Origin of the sequence: Cupriavidus sp. CuC1 (assembly GCF_044627735.1) — a bacterium.
Classification (GTDB): Bacteria; Pseudomonadota; Gammaproteobacteria; order Burkholderiales; family Burkholderiaceae; genus Cupriavidus; species Cupriavidus ulmosensis.
In genome coordinates this window covers 1-24,509 of sequence record NZ_JBIUHC010000145.1, presented here as the reverse complement: position 1 = coordinate 24,509, position 24,509 = coordinate 1, and the positions used below count along the sequence as shown (strand labels likewise).

Annotated in this window: 27 protein-coding genes and 1 tRNA gene; 19 read left to right on the top strand and 9 right to left on the bottom strand. The window is 61.5% G+C overall.

What is annotated here, in order from left to right; translation table 11 throughout:
• Positions 1–239 precede the first annotated feature (239 nt).
• The gene (locus ACGLHR_RS40285) at positions 240–635 is read left to right on the top strand and encodes a DUF1801 domain-containing protein (protein WP_400101222.1); all 396 of its coding nucleotides are present in this window, start codon (positions 240–242) and stop codon (positions 633–635) included.
• A gap of 95 nt (positions 636–730) precedes the next feature.
• Here ACGLHR_RS40285 and ACGLHR_RS40280 read toward each other — a convergent pair whose 3' ends face one another.
• Together ACGLHR_RS40280 and ACGLHR_RS40275 are read right to left on the bottom strand one after the other, a co-directional pair.
• On the bottom strand, positions 731–2,200 hold the full coding sequence (locus ACGLHR_RS40280; RefSeq protein WP_400101220.1) for a coniferyl aldehyde dehydrogenase: 1,470 nt from the start codon (positions 2,198–2,200) through the stop codon (positions 731–733).
• Positions 2,197–3,105: a sterol desaturase family protein gene (locus ACGLHR_RS40275; protein ID WP_400101218.1), complete on the bottom strand. Its 909-nt coding sequence runs from the start codon at positions 3,103–3,105 to the stop codon at positions 2,197–2,199. The genes ACGLHR_RS40280 and ACGLHR_RS40275 overlap by 4 nt, the downstream gene beginning before the upstream one ends.
• A 123-nt stretch (positions 3,106–3,228) precedes the next feature.
• Between ACGLHR_RS40275 and ACGLHR_RS40270 the strand changes: the two genes are divergently transcribed.
• Positions 3,229–4,146, top strand: coding sequence for a LysR family transcriptional regulator (locus tag ACGLHR_RS40270; protein WP_400101217.1), 918 nt, complete (start codon positions 3,229–3,231; stop codon positions 4,144–4,146).
• 393 nt (positions 4,147–4,539) lie between these two features.
• Positions 4,540–5,115 carry a TetR/AcrR family transcriptional regulator gene (locus ACGLHR_RS40265; RefSeq protein WP_400101215.1) on the top strand — a complete coding sequence of 192 codons (576 nt, stop codon included), beginning with the start codon at positions 4,540–4,542 and terminating at the stop codon, positions 5,113–5,115.
• Here the strand turns inward: ACGLHR_RS40265 and ACGLHR_RS40260 are convergent.
• Positions 5,091–5,804 carry a TetR/AcrR family transcriptional regulator gene (locus ACGLHR_RS40260; protein ID WP_400101214.1) on the bottom strand — a complete coding sequence of 238 codons (714 nt, stop codon included), beginning with the start codon at positions 5,802–5,804 and terminating at the stop codon, positions 5,091–5,093. The genes ACGLHR_RS40265 and ACGLHR_RS40260 overlap by 25 nt on opposite strands.
• A complete protein-coding gene (locus ACGLHR_RS40255) occupies positions 5,801–6,820 on the bottom strand; it encodes a 2Fe-2S iron-sulfur cluster-binding protein (RefSeq protein WP_400101213.1) in 1,020 nt (339 codons plus the stop codon). Before ACGLHR_RS40255 ends, ACGLHR_RS40260 begins: the two co-directional genes overlap by 4 nt.
• A gap of 178 nt (positions 6,821–6,998) precedes the next feature.
• Here ACGLHR_RS40255 and ACGLHR_RS40250 point away from each other — a divergent pair, with 178 nt between their 5' ends.
• Positions 6,999–8,084, top strand: a complete 1,086-nt coding sequence (locus ACGLHR_RS40250) for a ferritin-like domain-containing protein (protein ID WP_400101212.1) — start codon at positions 6,999–7,001, stop codon at positions 8,082–8,084.
• 583 nt (positions 8,085–8,667) lie between these two features.
• The gene (locus ACGLHR_RS40245) at positions 8,668–9,618 is read left to right on the top strand and encodes an NAD(P)H-dependent flavin oxidoreductase (RefSeq protein ID WP_400101210.1); all 951 of its coding nucleotides are present in this window, start codon (positions 8,668–8,670) and stop codon (positions 9,616–9,618) included.
• A 70-nt stretch (positions 9,619–9,688) separates the two neighbouring features.
• Here ACGLHR_RS40245 and ACGLHR_RS40240 read toward each other — a convergent pair whose 3' ends face one another.
• From ACGLHR_RS40240 to ACGLHR_RS40230, 3 genes are all read right to left on the bottom strand, one after another.
• The gene (locus tag ACGLHR_RS40240) at positions 9,689–10,492 is read right to left on the bottom strand and encodes a family 1 encapsulin nanocompartment shell protein (protein WP_400101208.1); all 804 of its coding nucleotides are present in this window, start codon (positions 10,490–10,492) and stop codon (positions 9,689–9,691) included.
• A complete protein-coding gene (locus ACGLHR_RS40235) occupies positions 10,485–11,534 on the bottom strand; it encodes a Dyp-type peroxidase (RefSeq protein ID WP_400101206.1) in 1,050 nt (349 codons plus the stop codon). Before ACGLHR_RS40235 ends, ACGLHR_RS40240 begins: the two co-directional genes overlap by 8 nt.
• 273 nt (positions 11,535–11,807) lie before the next feature.
• Positions 11,808–12,218: a helix-turn-helix domain-containing protein gene (locus ACGLHR_RS40230; RefSeq protein ID WP_400101204.1), complete on the bottom strand. Its 411-nt coding sequence runs from the start codon at positions 12,216–12,218 to the stop codon at positions 11,808–11,810.
• Positions 12,219–12,702: 484 nt separating this feature from the next.
• On the opposite strand from ACGLHR_RS40230, the gene ACGLHR_RS40225 reads away from it, so the two are divergent.
• From ACGLHR_RS40225 to ACGLHR_RS40185, 9 genes are all read left to right on the top strand, one after another.
• Complete coding sequence (locus ACGLHR_RS40225) at positions 12,703–13,962, top strand: replication initiation factor domain-containing protein (protein ID WP_400101202.1); 1,260 nt, start codon at positions 12,703–12,705, stop codon at positions 13,960–13,962.
• Between the two features lie 20 nt (positions 13,963–13,982).
• On the top strand, positions 13,983–14,276 hold the full coding sequence (locus tag ACGLHR_RS40220; protein WP_400101201.1) for a hypothetical protein: 294 nt from the start codon (positions 13,983–13,985) through the stop codon (positions 14,274–14,276).
• A 2-nt stretch (positions 14,277–14,278) separates the two neighbouring features.
• Positions 14,279–14,476 (top strand): hypothetical protein, encoded by a 198-nt coding sequence (locus ACGLHR_RS40215; RefSeq protein WP_400101199.1) that lies wholly within the window; start codon positions 14,279–14,281, stop codon positions 14,474–14,476.
• A gap of 8 nt (positions 14,477–14,484) precedes the next feature.
• The gene (locus tag ACGLHR_RS40210) at positions 14,485–14,727 is read left to right on the top strand and encodes a hypothetical protein (protein WP_400101197.1); all 243 of its coding nucleotides are present in this window, start codon (positions 14,485–14,487) and stop codon (positions 14,725–14,727) included.
• Between the two features lie 39 nt (positions 14,728–14,766).
• On the top strand, positions 14,767–14,958 hold the full coding sequence (locus ACGLHR_RS40205) for a major capsid protein (protein ID WP_400101195.1): 192 nt from the start codon (positions 14,767–14,769) through the stop codon (positions 14,956–14,958).
• A gap of 421 nt (positions 14,959–15,379) precedes the next feature.
• On the top strand, positions 15,380–16,537 hold the full coding sequence (locus ACGLHR_RS40200; RefSeq protein WP_400101193.1) for a hypothetical protein: 1,158 nt from the start codon (positions 15,380–15,382) through the stop codon (positions 16,535–16,537).
• Positions 16,537–16,839 carry a DUF2523 domain-containing protein gene (locus tag ACGLHR_RS40195; RefSeq protein WP_400101191.1) on the top strand — a complete coding sequence of 101 codons (303 nt, stop codon included), beginning with the start codon at positions 16,537–16,539 and terminating at the stop codon, positions 16,837–16,839. Before ACGLHR_RS40200 ends, ACGLHR_RS40195 begins: the two co-directional genes overlap by 1 nt.
• Entirely contained in the window at positions 16,836–17,990 is a 1,155-nt protein-coding gene (locus ACGLHR_RS40190) for a zonular occludens toxin domain-containing protein (RefSeq protein ID WP_400101189.1), read from the top strand. Before ACGLHR_RS40195 ends, ACGLHR_RS40190 begins: the two co-directional genes overlap by 4 nt.
• Before the next feature lie 82 nt (positions 17,991–18,072).
• Positions 18,073–18,831 (top strand): hypothetical protein, encoded by a 759-nt coding sequence (locus ACGLHR_RS40185; protein ID WP_400101188.1) that lies wholly within the window; start codon positions 18,073–18,075, stop codon positions 18,829–18,831.
• Between the two features lie 446 nt (positions 18,832–19,277).
• Here ACGLHR_RS40185 and ACGLHR_RS40180 read toward each other — a convergent pair whose 3' ends face one another.
• Complete coding sequence (locus tag ACGLHR_RS40180) at positions 19,278–19,772, bottom strand: hypothetical protein (protein WP_400101186.1); 495 nt, start codon at positions 19,770–19,772, stop codon at positions 19,278–19,280.
• 544 nt (positions 19,773–20,316) lie between these two features.
• Here ACGLHR_RS40180 and ACGLHR_RS40175 point away from each other — a divergent pair.
• The 3 genes from ACGLHR_RS40175 (at position 20,317) to ACGLHR_RS40165 (ending at position 21,256) form a co-directional block, all read left to right on the top strand.
• The gene (locus ACGLHR_RS40175) at positions 20,317–20,451 is read left to right on the top strand and encodes a hypothetical protein (protein ID WP_400101184.1); all 135 of its coding nucleotides are present in this window, start codon (positions 20,317–20,319) and stop codon (positions 20,449–20,451) included.
• 110 nt (positions 20,452–20,561) lie between these two features.
• Positions 20,562–20,635 (top strand) — tRNA-Gly (locus ACGLHR_RS40170).
• A 378-nt stretch (positions 20,636–21,013) separates the two neighbouring features.
• On the top strand, positions 21,014–21,256 hold the full coding sequence (locus ACGLHR_RS40165; RefSeq protein ID WP_400101183.1) for a hypothetical protein: 243 nt from the start codon (positions 21,014–21,016) through the stop codon (positions 21,254–21,256).
• A 615-nt stretch (positions 21,257–21,871) separates the two neighbouring features.
• On the opposite strand, the gene ACGLHR_RS40160 is transcribed toward ACGLHR_RS40165, so the two are convergent.
• Positions 21,872–22,540, bottom strand: coding sequence for a PAS domain S-box protein (locus ACGLHR_RS40160; RefSeq protein ID WP_400101181.1), 669 nt, complete (start codon positions 22,538–22,540; stop codon positions 21,872–21,874).
• A gap of 592 nt (positions 22,541–23,132) precedes the next feature.
• On the opposite strand from ACGLHR_RS40160, the gene ACGLHR_RS40155 reads away from it, so the two are divergent.
• Positions 23,133–23,813: a methyl-accepting chemotaxis protein gene (locus ACGLHR_RS40155; protein ID WP_400101179.1), complete on the top strand. Its 681-nt coding sequence runs from the start codon at positions 23,133–23,135 to the stop codon at positions 23,811–23,813.
• Positions 23,814–23,826: 13 nt separating this feature from the next.
• A partial coding sequence (locus ACGLHR_RS40150) for a type IV pili methyl-accepting chemotaxis transducer N-terminal domain-containing protein (RefSeq protein ID WP_400101177.1) occupies positions 23,827–24,509 on the top strand: 683 nt, incomplete at its 3' end.

The window sequence follows — 24,509 nt, the reverse complement described above, 5'->3', positions numbered from 1 at the left end:
ATAGTGCGGATACCCGTGTGAAAGTAGGTAATCGCCAGGCTCTCCCTTGAAACCCCCCAGTACGAAAGTACTGGGGGATTTTGCTTTTGCGGCAGCGATTTCAGAACGCGAGCGTGCGGCCATCCCCTCTTGAAGTTGGGCGCTGACCTTCCAGGATCGACAGCACCAGGGCTGGAGTTGGCAAATAAATGACCATCAGGCTATGCTTTCAGCATGCAAACAGTCGCGGACGGCGTTTTATGAAAAAGAGCACAACGACCAAGGACGAATCCCCGTCCGAGCTGATCGACGCGAGGATCAAGGAATTGGACGACTGGAGGGGCAAGATGCTCTCCCATCTCCGCGCTCTCATCAAACAGGCTGACCCTGAGGTGGTCGAGGAGTGGAAGTGGAGAGGCGTTCCGGTTTGGTCTCACGATGGAATGATCTGCACCGGCGAGACGTACAAGAGCGTCGTGAAGCTGACTTTCTCCAAGGGCGCTTCGCTCAAGGACCCTTCAGGACTATTCAACGCCAGCCTTGAAGGCAACACCAGGCGCGCTATCGATCTCCATGAGGATGATGAAATCGATGAGGATGCCTTCAAGACGCTCATACGCGCCGCTGCAGCCCTGAACAGGTCATCGGCCCGATAGTCGGATCCTGCGCCTCATGAGTTGGCGCCTATCCTGGCCGGCGCGATGTCAGGATCGCTTCGATCAACTCAAGGTGGGTGCGCCGGACGCTTGCTTCAGAACGGTTTCTTCACCGCCGCATCGCCATGGCCGACTAACAGCATCATCGTCAGGCGCTGCGCCAGATTGCCATAGGGCGGATAGAACAGCCCGATGGGAAAGAAGCGATGCCGCTTGAATACCGTGCGCGCATGCGAGAGTTCGCGAAACCCTTCTTCGCCGTGATAGGTGCCCATGCCTGAGTTACCCACGCCGCCAAAGGGTGCGTCGTGGTTGACCACGTGCCAGGCCCAGTCGTTGATGGTGACGCCGCCGGAATGCGTGCGCGCGAGCAGGTTCTCGCGCTCGGCCGTATCAAAGCTGAAGCAGTACAGGGCGAGCGGACGCGAGCGTTGCTGCACCATGGCGATAGCCTGCTCGTGCGTGTCGTACGGCAGCACCGGCAGGATGGGGCCAAAGATCTCCTCGCGCATCACCAACATGTCGGGCGTGCAATTCGTCACGACGTGCAATGGCAACCGGCGGCCGGGGCCGACCTCGCCGCAGGCCACCACCGTCGCGCCCTTGGCGCGCGCGTCGTCCAGCATGGCCTGGATGCGCGCAGCGTGGCGATCGGTGGCCAGCGCCGTGTAATCGGGGTTGTGCCCGGTACGCTCGCTGAAGATCTCGCCGAAAGCCTCGATCACTGCCTTGACGAACTCGTCCACCCGTTCGCGCGGCACTAGCGCGTAATCGGGCGCCACGCAAACCTGGCCGCAGTTGATGCCCTTGCCGTGCGCGATGCGCCGGGCGGCCTCGCGCACGGGATAGTCGCGCAACACGATGGCGGGCGACTTGCCGCCAAGCTCGAGCGTGACTGGCGTGAGATTGCGCGCCGCCTGGCCCATGACGATACGGCCTACCGCTGGCGAGCCGGTGAAAACGAGATGATTGAAGGGCAGGGCGCTAAAGACACCGGGGTCTTGCAGCTCGCCGCCGATCAATGCAACATGGTCTTCGGCGAAGATCTCGCCCAGCATGGCCTTGAGCGTGGCGTTGGTGGCTGGCGTTGTCTCCGGCATCTTGATCATGACGCGGTTGCCGGCGGCCAGCGCGGCAACCAGCGGGCCCAAGGACAGATAGACCGGAAAATTCCAGGTCGCGATGACACCAACGACGCCCTTGGGCTGGTAGGTGACGCGCAGGCTGTTGCTGGCGAACAGCAGCTCGGGCCAGCGCCGGCTCGGCCGCATCCAGCGGCGCACATGCGAGACGGCATGACGGATCTCCAGCGTGGTCGGCAGCACCTCCAGCATCTTGGTCTCAGCCAGCGAGCGAGCGCCAAAATCCTGGGAAATCGCTTCGGCAAGCACGTCCTGGTAGCGCAGGAGTTGCTGCTTGAGAGCGCGCAAGTGCCCACGCCGCTGCCCCGCATCAGGCAAGGTGTGGCGCAGGAAGGCTTGCTGTTGCGCGGCGAACACGGCTTGCACGCAGGTGCTCAGGATGTCCTGCCTGGCCAGTTCCTCTGTCAGCGCGCGGCCGTTCATGCGGACCTCTGCTGTTCATTGGCTTGCAGCGCCGTTTCGGAATGGGTTTCGGTTTCCGCATAAGCCCGTCCGCCGAAGCGCAGCGCGGAATGCGCGCGGCGCGACTGGAACAGCGGGTAGAACATCTGGGTGAACCAGCGCTCCTGCCCGAACAGCACGTCATCCTGCAAGCCAACCTTGGCGGGATACTTGCGCGTGATATGCGCCGAGCCAAACAGGATGTCCCAGAAGAACAGCAGATTGCCGAAATTGCCCTTGTAGTAGCCGATCCCGTCCTCGTTCGTCATCGCGTGGTGCGCCCAGTGGGTGGCGGGCGTGGAGATCGTGCGCTCCAGGATCCACATCAGCGGGCGCAGCGCGCGGATGCGGTACAAGGGCTCGTCCCAGCGCCACGCGCTGTGCGCGCCAAGGATCACAGTCAGCTTGATGACCAGGTACGCACCGTAGACTTTGGCGAACCCGAAGTAAAGCAGGACGCCTGCGATCCAGAGGCCCGGCATCATCAGGTAATAGAAAAAATTGTTCCGGTACGTGATGCGGATGCTCATGTACTGCGCGGTATGGTGCGCGCGATGCAAAGGCCACAACAACGGCGAATGCGACACGCGGTGCCACCAGTATTGCGTCATGTCGTCGCAAACCAGCAAGATCGCGGCCATTGTCCACCATGGCAGGTGTGCCCACGCGCCTTGATGCTCTGGCATCAGCCAGGCGCACAGCTTGCCGGCCCCCAGCAAGGCCAGGGGCTGGGTGATCGCGAGCAGGCTCACGAACATCGCCAGCTCCAGCTTGGTATCGTCGAGGGTAGCGTTGACGCTGTTCTTGTAGCGCCGCGTGACCCACTCCATGCAGGCAAAGCCAAGCATGGCGATCACGATCAAGGTGTTCTGAAGGTGCGGACTCATTGAGTTGTCTCCGATCTCGCTTTTTGGCCTGAAAGACCTTAAGTCCGCCTGACTGTAGGCTTGCCGGGTCAATGCGTCCAATGCATACTATGCAATGTTCCAATGCGTACGGAGCAACGCAGCATGATGGACCTTCGCCGTCTCAGCCACGTTCTGGCGCTGGCCGATGCCCTGCATTTCGCGCGGGCGGCCGAGCGCGTCCACCTCAGCCAGCCTGCGTTCAGCCGCAGCATCCAGGCTATCGAGGCGGACCTCGGCATCCGCCTGTTCGACCGTGACGTGGGCGATGTGCGGCCGACTCCGGCCGGCGAGTTCGTGATCGAGCGGGCCCGCCGGCTGCTCTTCGATGCGCGCTGCCTGCAGCGCGATGTCGATCTCTTTCGAGACAGCCAGCTGGGCGACACCGCCTTCGGCGCCGGGCCATTTCCGGCGGCGACGCTGATGCCGCGAGCGCTGTCCGAACTGCGAAGCCTCTATCCCAAGGTGGCCTTGCGCGTGGAAGAGGGCAACTGGAAGCAGTTGCTGGAGCGCCTGCGCGCCGAAGACCTCGAGTTTTTCGTCGCCGACGTGCGCGACCTGCCGGAAGATCCGGGACTGGAAATCCGTCCATTGGGGACGCAATCCGGTTTTTTCTACGTACGCACCTCGCACCCGCTTGCCGGGCGCCGATGCACGGTGGCCGATGCCTGGCAGTACGGCGTCGCGGCGACCAAGCTGCCGAATGTCCTGAAGACCGAATTGGCCAGGGTGCTCAGCATGCCGGCTGGCGAGCAAGCCGTGCTCGCGCTCGAGTGCGATGACATTGCTATCCTCAGGGCCGTGGCGCTGTCCACCGACACGGTTCTCGCCGCCACGCATACGTCGGTGCAAGCCGATCTCGATGCCGGCACGCTGCTGCCGCTGCGCATCGAGGGACTGCCTTCGCTGTTCTCCGAGATGGGCGTTGTCAGCCTGCGCAACCGGACCCCGTCGCCGATGGCGCAAAATGCCATCTCCTGCATCGCGCGGGTCGCCGGCGAGGTGAACGCCTGGCTCGCCTGATCACCGATGGCGCCACGACTGGAAACCGCTGTGCTAAAAAAGCCGGATCTTTGAGTTTGCCCGAGCTTCGTGCTTTGTGTGTGGATACCATTCGCGCCAGGTGCTGGCTGGGAGAAGGTGGAGTAGGCTTCGGCGAGCGGCTTGCGATCGAGACTCCGGCGGCATGGCAACAGAAGGGAGAGGGGCGAAGGCCCCATAATGCGGGCATTGCTTGCGCACATTGACCATTGCCACTTCATGCCTGCCAGCCGAAAACCCTCGACGCCAGCCCGCGCGTCCGCTCGCCAGGACGCGCCCGCGCGGCGTGCCACAAAGGGACCTGTTGCAACCACCGTCACCTCGCCCGCGATGCGGCCCCCGCGCCAGCCTCGCAGCGAGCAAAACCTGGGCAACATGATCAAAGCCGGCCGGGCGCTCGCAGAGCAACGCGGCGACCTGGATGACATTTCCCTGAACGATGTAGTGAAGGCGGCCGAGACGTCGATTGGCGCCTTCTATGCCCGCTTCAAGGACAAGGAGGCGTTCCTCCAGGTCATGCTTGAAGCCGCGCTGGACGAGGCCGAAGCGCTCACGAAAAAATCGGTCGCCAGGGATCCGGTCTGGCAAGCCGGCCCGGCTACGGCCATCGTCGAGCGCATCGTGCGCGTCTATGTAGGCCAGTTTCGCCAGAATCGTGGCCTGTTCAAAGGATTCCTGCGGCATTACTCCGCGACCGGGAGCGGCGACAATCCCATGCGGCTGGCCAACCGCCGCATCCAGGATCTGCTTGTGCCATTGCTGGCCAGGCAAATCGATTCGCCACGCGCAGGCACCGCGGACTTCGAGGTGCGCGTGGCCATCCAGTTCCTGGTGGGCACGTTGGCCAATCTATTGCTCAACGATCCGGGCCCGCTGCATCTGGAGGAACGCAAGCTGGAAACCCACCTGATCCGGATGATGCGCCGCTACCTGTTGCTGCCAGAGGCGTAGGCAAGACACACGTCCGCCGCTGGCAAGGCAAGGTAGCGGTGCAGCATCTCCGTGAGCCGTTGCTCCAGCCGTGGATCGTACAGGTCCAGGGCGCTGGGCGTATGCAGCACGATATTGGTCAATGCGCTGATGACAAGCTGGACCGCTATGCGGGTCTCGTCATCCGGCCCGCTGAAACGCCCGGCGACAACGTGGCTGGCCAGGCGCGGCACCATGGCATCCAGGATCTGCCGGTTGGCCTCGCGAATGGGTTGCCACAAGGGATTCTGCGCGGGGCTATGCCGCATATACGCGGCGAACAGGCCACGGTGCTTGCGGAACAGGCCGATGTAAAAGCCAACGATGCGCGCACAGATCGCGTGGGCCGGCCCTGCGTTCCAGGTGGGGTCCGTGGCCAGCGAATAGTCCAGCTCGGCGCGCAGCTCCGCCAGCGTGTCTTCCAGCACCAGCGCGCAGAACGTCTCCTTGTCCGGAAAGCGCGCATAGAACGCGCCAATGGACGTGGAGGCGGCCCGCACCAGATCGGCGAGCGAGAAGCCGGTCAGGCTGCCGGCTTCGTTGATCAGCGCCCTCCCGGCTGCAAGCAGAGCCTTCAGCGTGGCTTCGCTTCTCTCCTGGCGGGGCTGTTTCAGCCCCGCGCGCAGCGTCGGCGCTGCGGCGTCAAAGGGTGCCGTGATTTCGGATGTCATACGTCGAAGGTGATGGCGACCGGCCGCTCCTGGCGTGGGCGCGCCTGGCAGGTCAGGATCCAGCCGGCAGCAAGCTCGTCGGCACTGAAGACATCGTTGCGCGCATGGACGACCGCGCCATCCACGCACTTGGCCGCGCACGAGCCGCAATAGCCTTCCTCGCAAGCATAGGGCGCATCCACGCCGCAGGCCAGCGCGGCTTGCAGCAGGGACTGGCCGCTGGCAACCCGCACCACATGCAGGGCGCCGCCGAGAGTTACCGTGGCATCGCAAGCCTGGGCAGGCAACGGCGCCGCGCTTGCCACATCGGGCTCCTGCGCGGCAGCGTCAAACCGTTCCAGATGCACTCGCCCCGGCGCCATGCCGGCCACTTCAGCGGCCTCCAGCACGGTCCGCATGAATGGCCCGGGGCCGCACAGATAGAGCTGGCAGTGCGGCACGGCCGAGAGCAGGGCGGCGATCTTGCCACGCTCGGGAAAACCGTCGGCGTCGTCGTAGTGCAGATGCACGGTCAGCCGTTCGGGGTTGCCGCGCGCCAGCCTGGCGATCTGCGCCGCGAAGATGGTGCTGTCGCCATCGCGATTGGCGTAGTAAAGCGTCATCGCGCGGCTGGTGGATGCCAGCGCGGAACGGATCATCGACAGTACCGGCGTAATGCCGCTGCCCGCCGCGCAGAAGAAGAGCGGCGCATCCATGGTCTCGCACACGAACCGGCCAGTCGGCGCGCTCACCTCCAGTTGCGTGCCGGCGCCGACCTGCGCATGGAACCAGCCCGAAACGCGGCCACCCGGGATGCGCTTGACGGTGACGACCGGAAGGCCGCCGGCCTCGGGCGAACTGGAAAGCGAATAGCTGCGCAGCAGGATGTTCCCGTCCACGTTTACCCGGAAGGTGAGGTGCTGGCCGGCGCGATAAACGAAGGATTGCTGCAGTGCATCGGGGACCAGGAGCGCGTAGGAACGGGCGTCTTCGGTCTCCCGAGTGATCTGCGCGACAGTCAAATTGTGGAACTGCATCAATGTCTCCAGGCTTCTGCGGACCCTGTGCCGGACCCTTGAAATAACAAGAAAGAGAATTATGATTCTGTTTATAGCCGGAAGCAAAAGCAAATTCAAGACCGATCCCACCACCGGCTAGTACTAGCAAAACAGGCGTGGAGAACGGTCAAAACCCATGAGCGCCAAAGGAGATTGCATGTCATCCCTTCATCGTTACACGCTGCCGGTGGTCCAGACAGGCTGGTCGATCGGCAGCCAGGTGTCCACCGAGTTCAACTGGGAATACGACAACGAGAATTCCAAGCTGCTGCAACTCTACGAGACCAGCAAGAAGCAGCAGTGGAACGCCACCGACCGGATCGACTGGTCGCAGGAACTCGATCCCGAGAACCCGCAGGAACTCGATGACCGGATGATCCCGATCTACGGCACGCCGCTATGGGAAAAGATGGGCAAGCACGACCGCATCGACGTGCGCCGCCACCAGCAGGCGCATTCGCTGTCGCAGTTCCTGCATGGCGAGCAGGGCGCGCTGATGGTGTCCGCGCGCATCGTGCAGATGGTGCCGGAAATGGACGCCAAGTTCTATGCCGCCACGCAGACCATGGACGAGGCGCGCCACGTGGAAGCCTATTCGCGCCTGCTGCACGAGAAGGTCGGGATCATCTATCCCATCACTTCCGGGTTGAAATCGCTGCTTGAAACCATCTTGACCGACTCACGCTGGGACTTCTGCTACCTCGGCATGCAGGTGCTGGTGGAAGGGCTGGCGCTGGCCGCGTTCCAGCGCATCCGCGACTTCTCCAAGAATCCGCTGGCCGCATCGATCAACGCCTACGTGATGCAGGACGAAGCGCGCCACGTCGCATTTGGCCGCACCGCGCTGCGCGGCTACTATCCGCAATTGACGGAGGCCGAGCGCAAGGAGCGCGAGGACTTCGTGATCGAAGCCTGCTACCTGATGCGCGATCGCTTCGACCAGAAGGAAGTATGGAGCCGCCTTGGGCTGCCGGAAGAAGAGTGCGCCAAGGCCGTGCGGGAGTCCGAGACCATGCGGCAGTTCCGCCAGAGGCTGTTCAGCCGCATCGTGCCGACCGTCAAGGATATCGGGCTGTGGAGCCCACGGGTGCAGGCCGCGTTTGCCGACATGGGCGCCATCGAGTTTGCCAATGTCGACGTCGAGGCGCAGTTCGCGCAGGACCAGAAGATTGCGGAGGAGTTCGACGCGCGCCGCGTGGTGATGGAGTCCATCGAGGCCGCTCAGGCGCAAGCCAGCCACTGAAGCGGTTGCCGCTGCAGGTCCGGTGTGTCAAGCCGGGCCTGCTTTTTCGACGCCGGTGCACACCTGCGATATCTGGGCAGGCACGCCGGCGATAGGGGCAACGTACTTCAAGGCCTACGCTTGGAGGGCCTTTACGTCATTTGCGAGGCGGTCGTGCATTAGTTGCCTTTAATGCAATCGCATATGGTTGTGCCAAGCCCGGCGCTGGGTAACCAGCGCGCGGCAATTCACCTTGGCGCAGGCGGATACACCTGCTTCCAATCCTGCTTCATGCTCACGACGGTCCACCCCTTCGCAACGGCTTCGTCCCAGGACTCGTCCAGCTTGCCAACCGCATTGCGGCAGGCGCCGGCGGTGGGCTCTTTCCATGGGGCACTCCTCAAGCTGGGCAATCGGTGATCTGCGCAGGTTGCCACGGATCATCGGCGCCCGATCTGAACAATTTCGGCTTGCGATCTGAAAGAACTTTGGTATGCAACCAGTTGCAATGTTTCGGCGTTGCGAAATAGAATGGCCTGACCAGTGATCAGCAGTTCCATCGATTCCACCAATTCCACCAGTTACCGAGCGGAGACAGAAAGGCATGACCATAAACAATCGCGTGACAGCGATGCTTGGCGTCCAGCATCCGATCATCCAGGCGCCAATGGGATGGATCGCCAGGGCGCAGCTTGCTGCCGCAGTCTCGAATGCCGGCGGCATGGGCATCATCGAGACCTCATCCGGAGAACTGGACGCGATTCGCGGTGAAATCCGCAAGATGCGCGAGCTGACCGACAAGCCATTCGGGGTCAACATCGCACTGACCTACGTGCGTGACCCAGCCATTGTGCAATTCGTCGTCGACGAGGGAATCCGGTTCGTGACCACATCCGCCGGCGACCCCACGCGTTATTGCGCCGAACTAAAGGCGGCCGGCCTGACGGTTTTCCATGTGGTGCCGACGCTGGCCGGCGCACTGAAGGCTGTCGCCGCCGGTGTGGATGGCCTGATCGTGGAGGGCAGCGAGGGCGGCGGCTTCAAGAACCAGCGCGACGTCGCGTCCATGGTGTTGCTGCCGCTGGTTTGCTCGAAGGTCGAAGTCCCGGTCATCGCCGCCGGCGGCTTCTGCGATGGCGCCACCATGGCGGCGGCGTTCGCCATGGGTGCCGAGGGCATCCAGATGGGCACGCGCATGTTGTCGTCGGTAGAATCGCCCGTGCATGACAACTGGAAGAACGCCATTGTCGATGCGCGCGAAACAGATACCGTATTTCTCAATCGCGGCGGCAATGGCCCGGCACTCCGGGCCTTGCGCACGGCACGCACATCCCGGATCGAAGAGCAGGTGCCGGAAAGCATCAAGAGCGAATTCGCCGGCGTGCAGCAGCTTTACTTCGGCGGCGACATGGAAGCGGCCGTGCCGCTGACCGGGCAGGTTTGCGGGCGCATTGATTCGATCATGCCGGTGCGTCAGATCATTGACGAAACGATTCGGGAATTCAGCCGAGCCGTGGATGGGCTGGCGGCACGATACGGCTCCAAAAAGACTTGATGGCTCGTTAGCGCGATGCGATGGCCGGCAGGATCGGCTCGTGGGAATCCGCCGTCGCCTTTCCCGGCGCCTACTGTGACAGCGCGATCGAGACCGATGCCTCGCTCGTCAGCATCAGGAACGCGAGCGTTTCGCGCAGATACAGCCGTACGACCTGATCCGTGTGGCTGATATAGCCGATCGACAGATCCTCGCCAAGGTGCAATGCGTAGTCGCCACCGCGGGTCGACAGTACGCTGCCGCCGCTAATCGCCGGCGCCCAGATGATCTCGCCACTGACGATCTGCTTGATGTGGTCAATGACCGGATAACCTTGATCGCGCGCCCCAGCGAGCGCGGTGTATGCGTCGGCGCCGAGGAGCACGGAGTAGGGGCCGTCGACGCCCGCGAGCCGCAACGCCTCGATCGCACCGCTGATCACGTTCGGATATTCGTTGACGTCGGCTGGCAGCGTGAACTTTGGATTCGACGAGCCTTCGCGGATCCCGACGATGGCCGCCGCCTGGTAGCCGTCGAAGATTGCGCGATCCTCCGCGAACGCGAGCTGCCTCGCCGCTTCCTTTGCTGGCTGCCAGTCGGAGTCGAGCGCGCCGCGCTCGACGCTGTCGATCGTTTCGCGCTGGAGTTCAAACGGCACGGTCAGCTGAACCAGGGCCTTGACCTCGCGCAACTTCGCGCCGACGCCCTGCAGCGGCGCCTCGATGTCACGCAGGTGTCCGGTGCCCACGCCGGCCAGTTCGGCGCCTCCGGGGCCGATAAGGTCTGTCACGCGCCGTCCAGCCACCGAACGCTTGAAGGTACGCGCCACTTCCTGTTCAATTTGTGACCATGCGGCACTGGTGATCGGGGCGAGTTCGCGGTGCAGGTTATTCATACTGATGGCTTCCTTTGAGCGATCCAATATTCAATGAGCCTTGTTGTTGCGACGCGGCCGACGCAGAGGGAGCAGATTGACCAACACTGGCAGCAGGTGCTTCGCGGTCCGCGAGCCCTGCGAGCAGGTCAGCCGACGGGACGAAGAACAGGCTGCCAGTGACTGCGCTGCTGTAATCGAGCAGCCGGTCGTAGTTGCCAGGCGGCCGTCCGACGAACATGTTCTCCAGCATCTGTTCGATGGGTGCGGGCGAACGGGCGTAGCCGATGAAGTAGGTGCCGAACTCTCCCGCGCCTGGGCGCCCGAACGGCATGTTGTCACGCAGAATCTTCACTTCTTGCCCATTCTCGACGAGCGTCGTCAGAGAACTGTGCGATGACGAGGGTTTAACCTTTTCGTCCAGTTCGATGTCGGACAGTTTCTTGCGCCCGATGATGCGTTCCTGCGTTTCGACGGGAAGGGCGTCCCACCCGGCCATGTCGTGCAGATACTTCTGCACGATGACGTAGCTGCCGCCGGCGAACTCGGTATCTTCGTCGCCGATCACCGTGAAATCGACCGCCTCGCGTCCGGCCGGATTCTCAGTGCCATCGACAAAGCCGATCATCGCGCGCATGTCGAAGTTGCGAAAGCCGTGCACCTCGTCGACGACCCGGATCGCATCGCCGAGTTTGCCGAGCAGCCGGGTGGCAAGCTCGAAGCAGAGGTCCATCGAATCGGCACGGATGTGCAACAGGAGGTCACCCGGCGTCGCGATGGCGACGCGCTTGCCGGTGCCGAACTCCCGAAACGGATGCAGCGCCGCAGGACGGGGCTCGCCGAACAGCCTGTCCCATGCGCCGGAGCCGAAGCCGCAGACACAGGACAGATTGCCGGCCGGCACGCGCTGACCGACCCCGCGCACGACTGCGGCGACGTCGCCACACCACGCGCGGACGGTGTCGGCGTGGCAGTCACCGTCGGTGAGCGTCGCAACGATGAATATCGCGCTGCGGGTGACTGTGCTGGAAACGGCTTGCGGTTCGGGGACAGATGTAGGCATCGGATTTTGCATGTCGTATAAACCGATACAGTTTGCGGGCAAACTGAATAGAATTCCACACATAAGAGTACACGAGTCGTGTGATTCCTCTGATTTCTCATTTCTTCCCGCCCAAGCAGTATCAGTCTCTGTTGGATGCTGTGCTGGCTGAAGGGCGGCGACGCGGGAAGGATTCTGTCCGATTGGATTGGTTGAGTACCTGCGCGCGAAGGAGCGGATTGGTAACCGCCTCGAACCCTTGGCGCCGGCAAACCTCGATGCCTTGTTCTGGCGCTATTCCAAGCCGCCATCATTTAACATAACGATAACTCGTCCACCCTCTCGATCCAGAGTCGGAGCGGCTTGGGCGGGAGTCGGTGTCATAAAATTTGTGACAACTGCGACCAGTGCGGCGAGGGTGGCCGGGGCCGCAGCGTTAGTCATCCTCCTCGAAAAAACTTCCCATAACGAATGCTGACCTGCGCGTTCTGCGCGGTCCATATCGGCGGCCATGATCACTAGCAGCGGGTTTTCCATTTCTAGTGCCTGGGCGATGCGTAGGCACGTTTCGTTGTCCATGACACGTCTGCCAGTGCGGTAATGGCTCACGGCGCTGTGAACCAGTCCGAGATATTCGGCTAGTGCTTTGTCGTTCTTCAAGCCGTGGCGTTCGATCACGGCATCCAGATATTTTGCGCTTCGCATGCACACCCCTCGAAAGTAGTACTTGACGCATGTTACTGCCGTAACATATGTTACGTCTGTGACACGTTACGTACGTAACCTGTCCGAATGATAGTCGGTAAACGGCAAGGGGTAAACGATGGTGCAACCGGGGTTGTTTCTAGCTGTTGCAGCGGGGGTAGGTGCCGCTGCTGCGCTCGGCGCGTGGGTGGGGCTGTGGGTGGCCAAACAGATCGCCACGGCGCTCGTAGACACTCCGAGGGGCGCGTGATGCGAGTGATTGGCGCAAACATCTTCTATTCGGTCCTGTGCTCTGCGCTTGAGCATGGCGATAACCCGGCTGGTGCTGCTGCTTGCCTTCACGCCCTGGGCGGATTGATGGGGGAGTGGTGATGGCCTTCGTGTTGCGTTGCTCGGTCTGCGGCTGGGACGCCAATCTTGAGGATGGCGAGGTTTGCGGCTGCGGTGGTCGTCGGTATCCGGTTGCCTATCGGGAGGCTGTGTAATGGGCAAGCTCAAGGCCACCGTTACCGAGGTTGCAGCCGTAGCGCGTAGCGCCGCGCGTGTCGGCGAAGCTTGCGCGGACGGCACGCGCGGCGCGGAGCGCGAGGGACACCCCACCATGTCGGCAGTGGGGACCGGAAGTTCCCCCCTTACTAATAGGGGGGAACTAGAAGCGCTCGCGATTGCGGACCACAGCGACGTCAGCCTCGTGATGTCCGATAAGGGCGAGTTGAAGGTGGTGTCGGTGCGCGTCCCGGTCAATGGGCAAATCGCGGTCATCGATGGCCTGCGCGTGGTGATCGGTGAGGAGTCGTTTCTCGGTCTGGCTGAGGGCGTTGATGATGACGCGTATGTGCGTGCGACCAGCGCAGTGCTTGAAGGCGTGTTCGGCTTTGGGCTGACACGTAATCTTGGCCAGCGCAGGGACTTCTACGGCGAAACGTGGGAGCTTGGCGATAATTGGGGGCATGTCGGCTTCGGTGGCGCCAAGCAGAACAGCACCGTCCTGATTTCCTTGTCGGGGCAGGGGACCATCGCCGCTAAGCCGGGCTGGGAAGGGCGCTTGCATGCGTTCCTGACGGGGCGGGCCAAGCGTCCGGTGATCACGCGTGTCGATTTGGCGCATGACTGGTTTGACGGTGAGGTCACGGTGGACCAGCTTGACCAGATGCACACCGATGGCTATTTCACCAATGCGTACACGATTCCGACGTGCCAGCACGCTGGCGACTGGAAGAACCCAAGCGGCAAGGGTCGGACAGTGTATGTGGGGACGCGCAAGGCGGGCTGCATGTTCCGGGGCTATGAGAAGGGGATGGAGCAGGGCGATAGCACGTCGCCGTGGGTGCGCGGCGAAGTCGAGATGTCGAACAAGTCCCGCCTGATTCCGTTCGATGTGCTGCTCGATCCGAGCGGCTATTTCATGGGCGCGTACAAGAAGGCGTTCGCCTATCTGTCGCTGACGGTGACGCCACAGCGTGGGGACGTTAAGCGTAAGGCGACAGAGATTGCGCTCGAGGCGTCCATCAAGATGGTTTCGACCCAGGTCGGGAAGTACGTGGGTGTATTGGCGGACTTCTACGGTCCCGAAGAGTTTGTGCAGATGGTGCGCAACAAGCTCGGTGACTGGCCCAAGCGGCTCAAGGTGCCTGATTACTTCTATGCGGATACGCCCGTGCATCGCCAGGAGCGTCGCAAGTCTTTCAATGAATTCAAGCTCGACTCCAGCGACTATAGCGGCGCGCTGGGCATGGTCGTATAGCCGCGCTTAGGGGAAGTCAAATGCGTTTCACCACGGAAGTTCAGGTTCTCGGGATGAAATCGAGCAAGGGTGCGATGGACAACGGCCAGACGTACGACAGCACGAAGGCGTACATCGTTACGCCGCTCGATGCATCGAAAGGCACGGCAAAGGGGATGGCCGCTGGGGAATATAACGTTGGTACGTCTGACGAATTCTCCAAGTACGAGAAGCTGCCGTTCCCGTTCATGGCGAAGGCCGATATGGAGATTGTCAGTAACGGCAAGGTCTCGAAGACCATCGTTCACAGCCTCGCGCCGATCAAGGCGGCTTAACCATGGGCGCGGTTGTGTTCGTGGTTCAGGAGGTGGAGTCTGGCATGTTCTTGTGCCCGTATTCCGGGGACGTGGGGTTCACGCACCGCCTGAAAGAAGCGGGCACGTTTGAATCGCGCGAGGATGCATTTGAGACTGCGAGCGATCACTGCGATGAAGCCTTCGATGTGGTGGCCGTGGTCGATACGGGTAGGGGTTGATTGTGGCGATGTGTGTTCAGGTCAACGGTTCCGGTGCCTTGGTTGCGGTCAGCCCGCAGCCGTCTGACTTGAGCACCTGTGCCTATGTGGTGCAAGCATCGGCGGAATTTTTGAATAACCCGCTGTCGTTGTCGGCGGTGGATGGGCAGACGGTAGGCACGGCGATTCTGCTGTGCTGGGCGGTGGCGTACGGGATTCGGGTTGTGCTCGTTGCGCTGGCAGCGGGTGATGTGGATTCAGCGTCTAGCTGAGAGCCTGCCGGGGCTATCCGGTATTTTCGGGAGTTTGTTATGAAGCTGATTCGTAAGCTGGGTTATGCGGTGCCTCTGCTGGCGGTTGGTGGTGTGGCTCATGCCTCCATCGATCCGTCGGTGTCGACCGCGCTGTCGACGGCGGCCACGGATGCGGCCACGGTGGGCGCTGGGGTGATTTTGATTGTCCTGGCTGTCAAGGCCGTCAAGTGGCTGCGCTCGGCGCTCTGAGCGTCATCGAGGCCGCTTTGGCGGTTGCGGCTGCCGATGTGGGAACGGTCGGCGGTTTGGTCTTGATGCTGGCGCTGGTTATCAAATCGGTCATTTGGTATCGGCGCTACTTCTAGGCGCGGGGAGCTTCGGCTCCCCATTTTTTTTCGGGGGCGGTATGGGTCTGTTCGTCGTGTTGGCAATCGTAGGCGCTGCCTGGATCATGTTCACCCACAAATGAGGGGGCTTTTCTATGTCATCGTGCTTTGTGCACTTGTGGGGTGTGCGGCGTTGGATAGGGCGCCGCCTGGGTCCTGCACTACTGGCGTTAGTCATTGCGTTTGGCCTGAGTTGGGTTTCTGAGGCCAGGGCGACCACGTATCCGGTGTCTCAGGGGTATTGGAAGAGCAATTATGCGAGTTTTGGATCGTATGATCCGAGCTTGGTTTGTTCGACGATCGTGAAGCAGATTTCGTCGACCTATTCGTATGACGGTACTGATTTGCGCCAAAATTCGACGCAATGGAACTGTCACTATTGGGACGGTACGTATCACCAGCCGTCTTATATCAACCTGATTCAGAACGGCACGTGTGCTCCGGGCGATACGCTGAGCGGTTCGACGTGTACCTATGTGCCACCGCCTCCGGTGTGTACCGATGCGGCGGTCAAGGCTAGGTATCTTGGGGCTTCGGTGCAGGGAACGTCGGCGTCCCTTCCGAGCACGATCTGCATTCAGGGCTGCGCGTATAGCGGTGGGGCGGTTGGGGTGCAGTCGGGCACGAGCTATGCCTCGGATGTGGGCATGGGGACCGGGGCAACGTGTAGCCCGGCGAATTACGACACGCTCGACACGACGACGAAGCCGACGGATCCGCCTTCGTTGGTCAGTTGTCAGAAGCGGGGCATGACGTACGGTACGGTCAATGGTGTGGGGATCTGTGCCAAGGCGGGGACGGTGCCCAATACCACGGTGACGAAAAACGATTCCTCGACTTCGCAGGCTACGGATGCAAGCGGGGTCCAGGCTGCGCCTCAGACGACGAATACGGTCACGAATGTGACGAATGTCAACGGTGTGCCGACGGTGACTCAGACGAAGACGAATCCGGACGGCTCGAAGACGTCGACCACGCAACCGCAGGACGGCTTCTGTGCTAGCAATCCGAATGACAAGGTGTGCAAGGGCACGGATCAAAGCCAAGCCTCGGGGGGCGATGACTGTACGGCGCCACCGGTCTGCAATGGCGATGCGGTGCAGTGCATGATGGTCAAGCAGGAATACGGCACGCGGTGCGATAACCAGAAGCCGAATGATGCTTCCGCGTTGGGGACGAAGATCTTGGCGGGGCAAGATCCGGTGGCGAATCCTGCCGATCATGCGAACCGCACCTCTACGCCGATTTCGAATTCGCTGGATCAAACGGCGTTTCTTGGTGCTTCGGGTGGGCTGTCTGACAAGGTTTTCACGGTGTCGGGGCAGGCGATCACGTTTCCGTTTTCGCGGCTGAACCAGTATCTGGTGTGGATCGGTCGCTTGTTCGTGGTGATGAGTCTGATTGGCGCGTTGCGCATCGTTCTAGGGGGGTTTAAGAAATAATGCCTGTCGCTCTGATTGCGTTGCTTGGTGGGCTGGCGTGGATCGTTAGCTCGCTTGTCGGTCGGGTCCTGGTCGCGCTTGGGATTGGCTATGTCAGCTACACCGGGCTGACGGCCTGGGTTGGTTCGATTAAGGATCTGATCCTGTCGAACCTGTATGCGCTGCCGCCTGAGTTCGTTCAGGTGATGAGCTTGGTTAAGCTCGATACCTGCATCAGCATCCTGTTTTCGGCGATCTCGGTGCGCTTGGTGCTGGAAGGACTGTCGTCTGACACCATCACGAAGATGGTGATCAAGTCATGAGTACCTCGGTTGTTACGCTCATCACCGGCCTGCAGGGCAACGGTAAGACCCTGATGGGGATCGACATGGTCAAGCGGGTGTCCGAGGCGGATAACGCGCAGGTGTACTACCACGGCATTAACGAGCTCGTGCTCCCGTGGCTGCCGCTGGAAAAGCCGGAGGATTGGCCGGATGTGCCGGACGGGTCGATTGTGTTTTTGGACGAAGCGCAGAAGTTGTTTCGGGTACGGGCCAATGGTGCCCAGGTGCCTCGCTGGGTCTCGGAGCTGGAGACCTTGCGGCATCGGGGCATCCGCTTGTATCTGCTGACGCAGCATCCCATGCTGCTGGATACCAATGTGCGGCGGTTGTGCGGCCACCATATCCATCTGGTGCGCAAGTTCGGCGCGCAGGCGTCGAGCAAGCATGAGTGGAACGCGGTACGGGAGAATTGCGATAAGCCTGCCGGACGCAAGGACAGCCAGCGCAGCACCTATAAGTTTAACAAGGCGATCTATACGTTGTACAAGTCGGCGGAGGTGCATACCGTCAAGCGCAAGATCCCGCCTAAGGTGCTGGCGATTGTGCCGCTGAGTATTGCGGCGCTCGCGCTGTTGGGGTACGTCGGCTATCGCAAGGTCTACAAGCCGATGCATGGCGAGTCCGAGGAGGCGGCGATGATGAAGGCGGGGGGGCGAGCTGGTGCGTCTGGTCAGATTGCGTATGGCACGGAAGGGGATCGTCGTTCTCGGCCTCTGACGACAGCGGAGTACGTACAGTCGTACACGCCGCGGATTCCGGGGCTGGACTACACCGCGCCGGCTTATGACGATTTGACTAAGCCGAAGAGGGTGCCTGTGCCTGCTGCCTGTGTCACCTTCAAGGGCGGTTGCAATTGCTATACGCAGCAGGGCACGCGGTTGCCGGTCCAGAAGGATCAATGCGCGCAGATTGTGCAGACCGGGTTCTTCATGGCGTTTGATCCGGATGGGGAGCGTTCCCAACAGGTCGCGCAGCCGGTGCCGGTTGCTGCGCCGGCTCCGGCTCCAGAGGTGGCAAAGCCTGCGCCGATGCCGCAGTTCGTTGTCCTGGACAATCGGCGGCCACCGTCCGCCATGGATCTCGAAGCGTTCGATCAGCCTGAAAAGCCGCGCTTTGGATATCGGCGCTGATTTTTCGTTACGGATAAAGTGTAACGGATATTGAATATCCGTTACGCGTAACGTAAAATAGAATCTCAGTCAGGGAGATGATATGCGTGACGTAACGGATAATCGTATTGCGGAGCTGCCGGTGGGTGAGGCGAAGCGGGGCCGGGGTCGTCCGCCCAAGGCCAATGCCTTGAGCAACGCGGAGCGCCAGGCAGCCTATCGCGCTAGGCGCAAGTCTTCCGTTACGGTAACGGAAAATGGCGGCGTGTTCCGTGGAGAGCAGTTGCACCAGGACGTGGGTGGCCTGGAGGATGCGATGGCTGAGCTGCGGGCCGAGCTCGACGCGACCAAGGCCGAGCTGGCCGAAGCGCACGAGACCATCGACGAGATGACCGGCTACGTGAATGCACGCGACCGGGAGAACGATCACCTGGTCGAAGTTCACGACGAGCTCGTGAGAAGCCGCGTGGAATTGGCTGCGGCACACAAGCGTATCGAGCTGGCCGAGGAAGAGCGCAACAAGGCGTTTTCGGCCAATGGCGCGCTCAAGGTGACTGTGGCTGGCTTGCAGATGGAATTGGGCGCGCTCAAGAAGGGCGCTGGAAAATCCGTAACGCGTAACGGAAATCCGGTGGACTTCGATTTTATGGTCCAGGTGGTGAAGTGTGTTCGTTCTGCTCGGGACTGGCGTAAGCGCAGTGAGCTGTTCGACCTGGATGGGTGGAGGCGCTTCAATTGCAGCGCTGCGACGTCCGACGAGATGCGCCTAGCGCTGCAGGACGCTATTACCGGCGATTCCACGTCAAGGATGCTTCGTAACGCGAAGAAGCGTGAGGCGCAGGAGCGTAACGAAAAGACGTAACGAAAAAGGGCGTCTAGCGTTAGGAGTGTCTGGGGGCTGGGCCAGGGTTGGGAGCGCGACCGGCCTTGATCTGTGCAGCGGGCTTGTCCGGCCCGAAGGGCACTCCCCAGGCCGAGTAGCGGGCTGTGCGATACCGTATCCTGCGAAGCTGCCGCGCCTGAGCTTACCCCCCCTCACTGCCTTGCCGCTTTTCTTCCCACCGCACTAGTGCTCTCGTGGCGTTGCTCTGAGAGCCAGGGCATTCTTGCGATCAGATCGGTTTGCCGGGCATGCGTGTTTGCTCCGGGCATTTCTCGTGGAGTCGGGCCGGCGCGCGGGCGAATGTTGCGTAGCGTAAGCGAAGCAATCCCCGCAGGGGACAAGCTCGTAAGGCGAAGCCTGTAGAGCGCAGCACAGCCCTTTACGCGCAGCGCGCCGGCCCGCTGCTGTTGACTTTTTTGGTTTTCTTATCGATGACACCCGATTTGGAACTGTTGGTCACGCAGCAATTGGTGGTTTCGCTTTAGCTGGTCCATCATCTGCCACGCATTGATTTGGCGCATAGCGATCTCGTTTGCGCGGATCTCGGCGTCTATGGCGTTGCATTGGGTACGCTGGTTGTTCTCGGCGGTGACAAGCTGTTGTTGCTCTTGGGCGAGTTGTGCGCGGTTGGCCCGCTCGTCCGCTGTCTTGCTGGCGAGAAACTCTTGTTCCTGTCGCTGTACGTTCGCGCTCTTGCCGATTGTGGACACACCAGTGCCGCCAGTCGATGTGATATCGGTGTAGCCAGCAGGACAGACATCGGTGAGGTAGAGTATTTTGTTACCACTACGGCATTTGGTGGCGCCATGGGCAAAGCTCGCTAGGGTCAGCAGAGCTACAACTACAACAATTTTTGTCGGCATGTCAGAAGAAGAAAAACAGCGGGTCGCTCGGGAGATTCGTAACCTGTATTGGTTCATTCGCACCTATGGCCGTGGCCGCTTCGATGCGTTACGTCGCCGATACTACCGGAAGATCGCGGGTGAAAAAAAACGCCTGCTAGATGCAGGCGTTTCAAGGAGGGAGGTGCTTGATTTGCTGGCGTGCTGTCGGTCAGCCCGGTGTCGGTTTCGGGCTTGCTTGGATTGTTCTGATCGCTTGTTGTAGGCGGCTCCAAAGTCGGCGACGATTTAACATAACGCCCGTACGGCATTTTTTTCCTGCATTAAGATAACTGCGATTCCGAGGAGGCCATACAGATGGCCAAGAGGCGCGGCGAGGCGAAAGTCCAGCGCCACCAGGCGCAGGCCACGGTGGTGCGGTCGAGGAGGGCACCGCCGGCGTGCAGGCGGCCTGAGGCCGTGCAGCTAGCGCGCGCGGCGGGGCGCCGGACGCCATGCTCGCTCGTCCACGCAGGCACATAAGGAGGAGGGAACGCGCCATGCCGAGGCGCTTGAGCGGCAACTGGGTGAGGCGCGTACCCAGTTCTCGACGGAGCTGGAGCAGACCCGCTAGCAGGTCGCGGTGTCGCAGGAGCTCGCCGAGGCCACCGAGCGCCGCTCGCTGCGTGAGATCGACCAGGAGCGCATGCTACGCCGGAAGGTCGAGCAGGCGGCTGACAACAGCTGGAGAATGGGCATCGTATCGACGTCGAAGTAGCCGAGCCACCTGCGCAGGGGAGATTTTGATAGCACGCAGCTGTGCATGATCAAAAAATGAAATCGCTACACAATGCGTTGGCGTCGCTGCTATCATGCCGCGCATCGCGCGCGGGTGTAGCTCAATGGTAGAGCAGAAGCCTTCCAAGCTTATGACGAGGGTTCGATTCCCTTCACCCGCTCCATGGTGACTCTGGCTCATGCCTGGTTAGAGTCACGGTCCAAGGCCACTGGCATTGCCGCAGCCAGAGCCCGCAGCCACGGCTGCTGACGACGCACGGGGCCGGTGGTCCGAACCAGGTTTGTGCTGGGACCTCATCTGGCTCCCTACAGTGAAGGGCCGGTTCTTCTACTGGTGCATGATGCAGGATGCCAAGCCATTTCGGGCGGCCCCCCCATGCTTCGTTCAATGCGAGCGCCTCAGTTGCCGGCAAGGCCTTACCAGCGGGCCGCGCGACGGAAGGCTCCTCGGCTACGCCCAAGCAGGGCGGAAAATCCGTCGGGAGAAGCCACTTCGCCAAGAAGGTGCCTAGCGCGTCGAGCAGCACGTCGGAACTCAGCCCTTGCGCGCCGCCAAGGCGGGGACTCAGTACCAGCGCGGTCTGATCATGCTCGAAGACCTGCAAGCGCCGCACCAAATCGGCCGGCTGCAGGAGCACATCGGTTCCCTCCACGTCCTCGAAGCCGAACGCATGCAGATAGTCGCGCGCGTGGCGTTCACCGAGGCACAGTACCACGCGGGGCCGGTGCTGGCGGCGCAGCGACGCTATGAAGCGGAAGCGCCCGCCGAGGCGACACAGGCGTAAATACTCCGACTTGACACCCAACACCTGCAGCTCGCGGAATACCTTGCTCCAGGGCAAAGTGTGATCTGTTCTTTCAGGCAATGGGAAGAGATTCAGCTTGAATTCCCATCCATTCGGCGCGTAGAGATATCGGTCAAAGTACTCCTGTGCATTGATCGGAATGCGCCCCGGGGGCAAGGCGGCTGACCGCGCTGCAGCCAACATCCGTGCGATGCGGTAATGCGACTGCCAGCGCGGCAATAGGTGTTCATGGCGCGAACGGAACTCCCTATCCCATGCCCCGGGTATCGGCTGCCCCTGCAACGCTACCGATAGCGGTACGCAGCTAGCCAGCGGGGCCACGTCGCACACCCAGATGGCGGCGGCCGGGTTGCCGCCATCCATCCCCGCAAACGACGTAAATGCAAGGTCCAACTCCGCACGACTAAGTGCGGAGAGTTGAGGTTGCTGCATCCGATTCAAATCCTCATGGATCGCGCTCGAGGCAAGCTGACGATCGCCAGTCTGGCTAATGTTCAAAGCCAAAAGAATAAAAGCGGCGGCCCCCTCGCTGTCTGAGCAAATCTGAGCAAACTGGCGGCCCGCACCATGTGGCCTTGGTGTCAGACCCCGGCACTAGCCGTCGATCACGATCTTCTGGTAGACCCGGTAGCCCTCGCCCCGCACCGTCGACACGGGCAACCGCAGGCCGCCCACCTGCTCGACCTTGCGGCGCAGGCGGCGCATCTGGGTATCCAGTCGGCGCTGGTCGTAATGGAGGTAATCCTCGCCAAGCGCCCGCACGATGGCCTTGCGCGTCACGCATTCATCGCCGCTGGCGAGGGCATGCAGGACCGTGTAATCCTGCGCAGACAGTGGAATGGGCGGAAACCCCGGCGGGGTCAGCGTAGGGGGCTTGGCGGACAGCCGCCAATGTGCTTCCACCGACGAGCCACCGGACAGCAACCGCTCCTCTGCCAGCGCGAGGGCCCGGTCAGAAATATCGCGGGCCACCGCCACCCGCTGGTTCTTGCACTCGGACAAGCGTGCCGACCACATGATGTGCGCGATACTGCTGTCCTTGCGCACATAACGATTCTCGAAATGACGCTGCAGATAGCCAGCCTCGATCCGCTCGACGGCCTGCAGCGTTCTCGCCCGATCATCGGGATGGACGAAGTCAATCATCGGCGTGCCGAGCATCTCCTCTGGCTGGTAGCCAAAGATGCTCTCGCAAGCCCCCGTGACGGACAGAAAACGGCCCTGGCGGTCGACGACGCAGATCGCGTCGAGCAGCAGGTCCATGACGTGTTTGGGCGGCAGTGTCGCCATATTTCCTTGTTTTTTTGCAGAGCGGTGTGAGGACGAGTGCGCTACGCGCTGCCAAGCGTCGCAGGCGCGTCACGAGCGCGAATAGTAGCAAGACGGCAGTTCGGCCGCAGGCGGCTTTTCTGTCACCCGCCTCCATGCCGATAACGCAGAAGATTGTTCGCCGCGCAGGCACTGCAGGACCACAACGCCACTGCGGCAAGGACTACGTTTATGGGCAACCCTGGCTTGGCCATGCCCCAGCGCACGCGTCGTGATGAGGCATCTGGCACGGGATCGGTGCGCGGGTCGGTCCCGCCGTGCCATTTTCCTGCGCCCTCAACTGATGCAACTTCCGTGAGCTATGGCATAGATATTGCGTAGGCGACACATAGGCCAACGGCGGCCTTGAAACAATCTGGCAAGTCGCGATGACACGCTCCGAAAAGGAGCATCCCGGGCAACGGCGCCCCGAAGCGAAATGATCACGAACCGGACAACCGGTTTGCAGGCATCTCGCTTCGGGGCGCTTTTTCTTTGCCGGTCAGCGCGGTGCGCGTCTGCGTCGACACTACCTGCAAGGCATGGCATGAACGCTTTCTCTACTCAGTCACCCGAGGCGGAAGTGTCCGCCGAAACCATCGGCGGATTGATCAACCTTTCCGGAAGGCAGCGCATGCTGTCGCAACGGATCGTCCTCCAGATATTGCTCGCTTCGCGGGGGGACACTGCCGCGCTCGATATCGCACGCAAGTGCCTGTCAATGTTCGAGTCGGCGCATTCGGATCTCGTAACGGGCAATGAGCGCTTGCCCGGCGCATTCTCCGGCGCTTTGCAGCAACTGTACTTTGGTAGTCCGCGCGCTGATGCGCGTATCCGTGAATTCATCGCCCAGGTCAGAACAGCGATAGACGCACCACTGGCCGACACCAGCCGGCGAGCGCCATCCCTCGACGTGCTGGTGGCGCAAGCCACGCCAATGCTTGAACTGCTGCAGACCGTCACGCAGGCATACCAGGAGGAGATGCACCGTTGCGAGGTCGCTGTGCGCAAACGCCACACCGACCTCGTCGAGCGCCTCAGCGGTATTTCGATGCAGGCGAACATCGTCGCAATGAATGCGCGCATCTCGGCGGCACGGGCGGGAGAGTACGGCAGGGAGTTCGCGGTGATCACGCTGGTGCTTGCGGACATCATCAAGGAGATGGATCAGCTGATCCGACACGCCGTCGGCTCGAGCGATGCGTCCAAAGGTCCAATCAAAGTTTAACGCGGAGACGCCCTTGAAACGTTACGTCTGTTCCTTCTGCTTGATCGCCTGCAGCGTCCTGGCGCTGGCCTTGGCCGGGACCGCTTCGGCCGAAACGCTAACGATCAACGCGGCGATCAACAAGGCGGGCCGCCAGCGCATGCTGTCTCAGCGCATGGCCAAGGCTTACTGCCAGGCTGGCCTCGGTGTTGAAGTCGAACGTTCGAAGAAGGTCCTCGAACAGTCCGTGGCGCTCTTTGACAAGCAGCTCATGGAGCTGAAGGCGTCCGCGCCCACGCCGGAGATCAAGGACACCTACGCCAGGCTCGAGCAGACATGGATTCCCTATAAGCAGTCGCTGTCCGGTGGCGATCCGAATCTCGATAGCGCGAAAGCAATCGCAAGAATGAGCGAGGACGTGCTGAAGCTTGCGCAACAGGGAACCCTCCTGCTTGAGAAACATTCCGGCACCATGATGGGTAAGCTGATCAACGTTGCCGGCCGCCAGCGGATGCTCTCGCAGAGGATCGCCAAGATCAGCATGTTCCGCGCCTGGGGCATTACCTCCCCCCAGATGGCGCAGGATCTGGACACGGCTACCAGGGAATTCGCAGCCGCGCAGGAACTTCTCACCGCGGCACCGCAAAACACAGAGGCAATCCGTCGCGAACTGCAGCTTGCCGGCTCTCAGTGGCTGTTCTTTGAAGAGGCACTCAA

What these genes read in the sequence shown, in the direction of transcription:
- ACGLHR_RS40285 (WP_400101222.1), top strand. Translation starts at nt 240, where the DNA reads ATGAAAAAGAGCACAACGACCAAGGACGAATCCCCGTCCGAGCTGATC.
- ACGLHR_RS40280 (WP_400101220.1), bottom strand. Translation starts at nt 2,200, where the DNA reads ATGAACGGCCGCGCGCTGACAGAGGAACTGGCCAGGCAGGACATCCTG.
- ACGLHR_RS40275 (WP_400101218.1), bottom strand. Translation starts at nt 3,105, where the DNA reads ATGAGTCCGCACCTTCAGAACACCTTGATCGTGATCGCCATGCTTGGC.
- ACGLHR_RS40270 (WP_400101217.1), top strand. Translation starts at nt 3,229, where the DNA reads ATGATGGACCTTCGCCGTCTCAGCCACGTTCTGGCGCTGGCCGATGCC.
- ACGLHR_RS40265 (WP_400101215.1), top strand. Translation starts at nt 4,540, where the DNA reads ATGATCAAAGCCGGCCGGGCGCTCGCAGAGCAACGCGGCGACCTGGAT.
- ACGLHR_RS40260 (WP_400101214.1), bottom strand. Translation starts at nt 5,804, where the DNA reads ATGACATCCGAAATCACGGCACCCTTTGACGCCGCAGCGCCGACGCTG.
- ACGLHR_RS40255 (WP_400101213.1), bottom strand. Translation starts at nt 6,820, where the DNA reads ATGCAGTTCCACAATTTGACTGTCGCGCAGATCACTCGGGAGACCGAA.
- ACGLHR_RS40250 (WP_400101212.1), top strand. Translation starts at nt 6,999, where the DNA reads ATGTCATCCCTTCATCGTTACACGCTGCCGGTGGTCCAGACAGGCTGG.
- ACGLHR_RS40245 (WP_400101210.1), top strand. Translation starts at nt 8,668, where the DNA reads ATGACCATAAACAATCGCGTGACAGCGATGCTTGGCGTCCAGCATCCG.
- ACGLHR_RS40240 (WP_400101208.1), bottom strand. Translation starts at nt 10,492, where the DNA reads ATGAATAACCTGCACCGCGAACTCGCCCCGATCACCAGTGCCGCATGG.
- ACGLHR_RS40235 (WP_400101206.1), bottom strand. Translation starts at nt 11,534, where the DNA reads ATGCCTACATCTGTCCCCGAACCGCAAGCCGTTTCCAGCACAGTCACC.
- ACGLHR_RS40230 (WP_400101204.1), bottom strand. Translation starts at nt 12,218, where the DNA reads ATGCGAAGCGCAAAATATCTGGATGCCGTGATCGAACGCCACGGCTTG.
- ACGLHR_RS40225 (WP_400101202.1), top strand. Translation starts at nt 12,703, where the DNA reads ATGGGCAAGCTCAAGGCCACCGTTACCGAGGTTGCAGCCGTAGCGCGT.
- ACGLHR_RS40220 (WP_400101201.1), top strand. Translation starts at nt 13,983, where the DNA reads ATGCGTTTCACCACGGAAGTTCAGGTTCTCGGGATGAAATCGAGCAAG.
- ACGLHR_RS40215 (WP_400101199.1), top strand. Translation starts at nt 14,279, where the DNA reads ATGGGCGCGGTTGTGTTCGTGGTTCAGGAGGTGGAGTCTGGCATGTTC.
- ACGLHR_RS40210 (WP_400101197.1), top strand. Translation starts at nt 14,485, where the DNA reads ATGTGTGTTCAGGTCAACGGTTCCGGTGCCTTGGTTGCGGTCAGCCCG.
- ACGLHR_RS40205 (WP_400101195.1), top strand. Translation starts at nt 14,767, where the DNA reads ATGAAGCTGATTCGTAAGCTGGGTTATGCGGTGCCTCTGCTGGCGGTT.
- ACGLHR_RS40195 (WP_400101191.1), top strand. Translation starts at nt 16,537, where the DNA reads ATGCCTGTCGCTCTGATTGCGTTGCTTGGTGGGCTGGCGTGGATCGTT.
- ACGLHR_RS40190 (WP_400101189.1), top strand. Translation starts at nt 16,836, where the DNA reads ATGAGTACCTCGGTTGTTACGCTCATCACCGGCCTGCAGGGCAACGGT.
- ACGLHR_RS40185 (WP_400101188.1), top strand. Translation starts at nt 18,073, where the DNA reads ATGCGTGACGTAACGGATAATCGTATTGCGGAGCTGCCGGTGGGTGAG.
- ACGLHR_RS40180 (WP_400101186.1), bottom strand. Translation starts at nt 19,772, where the DNA reads ATGAACCAATACAGGTTACGAATCTCCCGAGCGACCCGCTGTTTTTCT.
- ACGLHR_RS40160 (WP_400101181.1), bottom strand. Translation starts at nt 22,540, where the DNA reads ATGGACCTGCTGCTCGACGCGATCTGCGTCGTCGACCGCCAGGGCCGT.
- ACGLHR_RS40155 (WP_400101179.1), top strand. Translation starts at nt 23,133, where the DNA reads ATGAACGCTTTCTCTACTCAGTCACCCGAGGCGGAAGTGTCCGCCGAA.